Origin of the sequence: Streptomyces sp. 13-12-16 (assembly GCF_002114215.1) — a bacterium.
Lineage (GTDB): Bacteria > Actinomycetota > Actinomycetes > Streptomycetales > Streptomycetaceae > Streptomyces.
Genome location: NZ_NCTE01000904.1, coordinates 1 through 3,194 on the forward strand (window position 1 = coordinate 1; position 3,194 = coordinate 3,194).

The 3,194-nt window shown below is 74.2% G+C and carries 4 protein-coding genes; 2 read left to right on the top strand and 2 right to left on the bottom strand.

Features of this window, described 5'->3' with window-relative positions; genetic code table 11:
* Nucleotides 1-1,492, top strand: a 1,492-nt coding sequence (locus B7767_RS31585; RefSeq protein ID WP_085575116.1) for an ATP-binding domain-containing protein, incomplete at its 5' end; no start/stop codon positions are given.
* Nucleotides 1,493-1,551: 59 nt separating this feature from the next.
* Here B7767_RS31585 and B7767_RS31590 read toward each other — a convergent pair.
* A complete protein-coding gene (locus tag B7767_RS31590) occupies nucleotides 1,552-2,232 on the bottom strand; it encodes a hypothetical protein (RefSeq protein WP_085575117.1) in 681 nt (226 codons plus the stop codon).
* A gap of 47 nt (nucleotides 2,233-2,279) precedes the next feature.
* On the opposite strand from B7767_RS31590, the gene B7767_RS31595 reads away from it, so the two are divergent.
* The gene (locus tag B7767_RS31595; RefSeq protein WP_026085313.1) at nucleotides 2,280-2,468 is read left to right on the top strand and encodes a DUF5703 family protein; all 189 of its coding nucleotides are present in this window, start codon (nucleotides 2,280-2,282) and stop codon (nucleotides 2,466-2,468) included.
* 73 nt (nucleotides 2,469-2,541) lie between these two features.
* Here the strand turns inward: B7767_RS31595 and B7767_RS49155 are convergent.
* Nucleotides 2,542-3,194: chaplin (locus tag B7767_RS49155; protein ID WP_306298012.1), on the bottom strand; the 653-nt coding region annotated here is incomplete at its 5' end.

A 3,194-nucleotide genomic window follows, 5' to 3' on the forward strand; every position in this document is an offset into this window, starting at 1 on the left:
GGGGCGGGCGGTCACCGTGTGGCTGCTGGAGCAGGCCGCACTCGTCGGGCACACCGTGCTGGAGATGGCCGCGCTGGTCACCGCGCTGGGGCGGCAGGGGGTGCCGGAGCCCGAGGAGGCCGTGCAGAACGCCGTCTCGGAGGGGGACGTGCTCGTCTTCCAGGACACCGTCGGCGAAGCCGGTGACGCCGGGGAGGACGAGGAGCGGCCGGTTCGGGTGCTGGTGGGGCTGGAGCGGTATGCGCTGGCCGAGGAGAGTCTGGCCGACGGCCTGGCCCGGCTGGTCAACTCCGTGACCGGGCGGGACGGTGCGGGCGAGGAGTGGGAGCGTGCCGCCGCCTCGGCGGCGGGTTCCGCGGCTGAGCTGATCCGGGCGGTCGCCGGACACGGGCTGGTGCTGCACACCGGTGGGGAGGCCTCGCTGGCCGATCCGGCGGCGCTGGTGAGCGCCGCGCGGGGTATGGGGTTGCGGGTCTGGGCCGCCGCCCACGGTCCGGTGGGGCGCGCCCGGTTCGCGGGACTGGTCGAGGGGGCCGGGGTCGCCACCGTCGCGGGGCTGCTGTCCGGTGCCGAGGGGCCCGGGCGGGATGCCGACGGGGCGCTGGACGTGGATCTGCTGGTGGTGCTCGACGCTCCGCAGCTGGATGTGGAGACCGCCGCGCTGGTGACGGAGTCGCTGCCGGACGGGGCGCGGCTGGTGCTGGCCGGTGATCCGGGAGTGCTGTGGTCGGTGGGGCCCGGGCGGGTGTTCGCGGATCTGCTGGCGGCGCGGGTCTGCCCGCAGATCGCCTCACGGCGGCCGGATCCCGGGCCGCTGGGCGAGCTGGTCTCGGGGATCGGCGTCGGCGAGCTGAACCAGGTGGCGGCGCCCGGCAAGGAGGTCGTGATCGTGCCGGTGCGGGACGCGGGGGAGGCCGTGCACCGGACCGTGCAGCTGGTGGTGGACTCGGTGCCGCGCGCGATCGGGGTGCCGGTCGAGGAGACCCAGGTGATCACCCCGGGGCACGGGGGCGCGGTGGGGACGCGTGCGCTGAACGCGGCGCTGAAGGAACGGCTGAATCCGGGGCCGGGGCGCTTCGGCGGGTTCGATCCGGGTGACCGGGTCGCCTACTCCCCCGCTCCGGGACGTACGCTGCCGGGCCGTGTGGTGCGGGCCGACGGCGAGGGGCTGCACCTGGAGTGCGGGGGTGAGGAGGTCGTCGTACCGAGGGAGCGGGTGGAGTCGTCCGTGCGGCACGGATGGGCGCTGACCGCGCACCAGGCGGTGGGCTGCCGGTGGCCCGCGGTGGTCGCGGTGCTGCCCGGTGACGCCGTGCAGACGCTGAGCCGGCCCTGGGTGTACACGGCGTTCAGCAGGGCCGACCGGCATCTGTCCGTGGTGCACGGCGTGGAGCAGGCGCTGCCGCGCGCCGTGGCCGAGGTGACGGCGAAGCCGCGGACCACCCGGTTGCCGGTGCTGCTGGCCCCGCAGGTACCGACGGCGGAGGGCTGACCCCGGCCCGTGCTCGGGCGGCGGCACCCCGGTGCCGCCGCCGTGCGGAGCGGGTGCGGTCAGCGGTCCGCGTCGAGGGGACCCAGGTCCTCGTCCAGGCCCGGGTCCAGCTCGTCCTCCAGGTCCTCCTCGTCGTCGAGGTCCTCGTCGTCGTCGAAGACCGCGCTGACGTCGAAACGGCACACCACCTGCTGCGGGTCCACCTGCTCGAACGGCGCCTCCAGCCACTCGCCGGGTTCCGCGGGGTCGTCCGATGCCGTCACCCAGAGCGTGGAGTCGCCTTCCTCCAGTCCGAACTCCTTGTGCCGGGAGGCGATCTCGTCCGGCTCGAACTCGCCGAACAGCAGGCCGAGCGCACCGTGGACGGAGCCCGACGCCTCCGAGGTCTCGTCGTCCGCCGCCTCGATCCGCTGGGCGTGCGCGCGCAGCCGCTGGGGTTCCACGACGGCGTAGTCGCGGCGGATCAGCACGCTGAGTGCCGCCGGTTCCTCGGGACCGGTGTACGGCGGCGTGTCCTCCGCGCCGGGGATCTCGAAGGGGGTGACCTCGTCGTAGCGGTCGTAGAGCAGTTCGTCGTACGCCTCCGCGGCCGCGGCCAGCTGGTTGAACGCCTCGTAGACGGCCGGGTCGTCCTCCCCCGACCGGCGTTCGACCGCGGCCAGGTGGCGGTCGAGCGCGGTCTTGACCGCCTCGGCGGCGGCGCGTACCTCGGCAGCGGTGGGCTGCGCAGCATCAGACATAGTGCAGACGCTATCCGTACCGGGGCCCGGCCCGCACAATAGATGCGATGCCGGAATACGAATTTGTCGACGTGCACGTACCTCGCGGGGTCTCCCGCAAGGAGACGGCACGTCTGCTGACGGACCATGCAGAGTACGGTCACTGGGAGTTGTACCGCCTGACGCTGATGCGTGACGGCAGTCGCAGGGTGCGGCTGCGGAGGCGGATCATCCGCCAGGTGCGCGCCACCTGGTGATCTTCGACGCCCGACCGGAATCACACGATGGAGCGGACTCCGCGGTCGCGGGGTCCGCTCCGTGTGTCCGGTGTCACGCTGCGGTCCGTGCCTTGCGGTAGAGGACCGCGCCGGCGAGCAGCGCGCCCGCGCCGGCGGGCAGGACGAGGCCCATCGGCAGCTCGCTGCCGGTCTGCGCGAGCTGTGCGTCGTGCCGGGGCTGGGTGAGGGAGTGGGCGCCCGGCCGGTCGCCGGCCGACGGGCGGTCCGGGGTGTCCGGGGTGCCCGGCTCGTCACCGGGGCGCTCGGGGCCACCGGGCTGTCCCGGGGTGTCGTGGCCCGAGCCGCCGTTCGCGCAGCCGTCGCCCTCGGTGGCGTTGCCGGCGCCGAGGATGCCGACGCTGTTGCCGCAGACGTTCACCGGCACGTGCACCGGCGCCTGCACCACGTTCCCGGAGAGCACACCGGGCGAGCCCTCGGCGTACCCGTCGGCGTGCGAACCGCCGTGACCGCCGGAGTCGCCGTAACCGTCCGAGGAGGAGCCACTCCGGTTGGCGCAGGAGTTCCCCACGGACGGATTGAGAACACCGACGACGTCGACCGTGTTGCCGCAGACGTTCACCGGGACGTCCACCGGCGCCTGCACCACGTTCCCGGAGAGCACACCGGGCGAGCCCTCGGCGTACCCGTCGGCGTGCGAACCGCCGTGACCGCCGGAGTCGCCGTAACCGTCCGAGGAGGAGCCAC

Bases quoted from the DNA above. Each gene is read 5' to 3' on its own strand.
- B7767_RS31590 (WP_085575117.1), bottom strand. From the start codon at position 2,232: ATGTCTGATGCTGCGCAGCCCACCGCTGCCGAGGTACGCGCCGCCGCC.
- B7767_RS31595 (WP_026085313.1), top strand. From the start codon at position 2,280: ATGCCGGAATACGAATTTGTCGACGTGCACGTACCTCGCGGGGTCTCC.